Origin of the sequence: Psychrobacter sp. AOP5-GZ1-6 (genome assembly GCF_052376345.1) — a bacterium.
Taxonomy (GTDB): Bacteria; Pseudomonadota; Gammaproteobacteria; order Pseudomonadales; family Moraxellaceae; genus Psychrobacter.
This window is the reverse complement of record NZ_JBQSVP010000324.1, coordinates 1-687: the sequence shown is the minus strand read 5'-3', so window position 1 is coordinate 687 and position 687 is coordinate 1. Positions and strand designations below refer to the sequence as shown.

General features: G+C 43.1%; 1 pseudogene. It reads left to right on the top strand.

Annotated elements, in window-relative coordinates:
* Nucleotides 1-80 precede the first annotated feature (80 nt).
* A pseudogene (locus ACT3RN_RS16030) lies at nucleotides 81-687 on the top strand (IS5 family transposase); the annotation flags it as partial.

Below are 687 nucleotides of genomic sequence, written 5' to 3'. Positions count from 1 at the left end.
TAGGGCGTGTCCCTAATCTGGAAAAGTAAGTATAAAGCCTTTAAAATAAAGAGACTATTTACCACATGGCTCTCTAAATTATGGCAAGAACAGTGCTCAATGATAATACATGGGAACAACTCCAAAGTACTATGAAGGCTCATGGCTGTCATACCTGGAAAAATGACAGACAAGTCATGGAAGCCATATTATGGAAACTTCGTACAGGAGCCCCATGGCGTGATATACCGAGTGAGCTATGTCCATGGAAAACCGCCTATAATCGCTTTAACAGGTTGTCAAAAAAAGGCTTATGGGAGCAATTTTTTTTGACCTACGAGCAAGTATTGATGAAGAATGGGTATTCGCAGACGGAAGCTACATCCGCTGTCATCAGCATTCAAGCGGCGCCAGACGAGGAGAGCTTCGAGCCACTGGAAAATCTCGAGGTGGAACAACCACCAAGATTCATCTCGCCGTCGACTCGCATGGAAACCCGATTGATTTTAAAATCACTGGGGGTGACGTCCACGACAGCCAAGCGGTAGATGACATCATAGAGATGTTAACGGATGCGACCTACTTCATTGCTGATAAAGCTTATGATTCTGAAACCATTAGAAACAGGCTAAAGCAAGACAATATAAGCCCTGTCATCCCTAAAAGAAGAAATGCTAAACAACCAGATGTAGCGTTTGATCATTATTT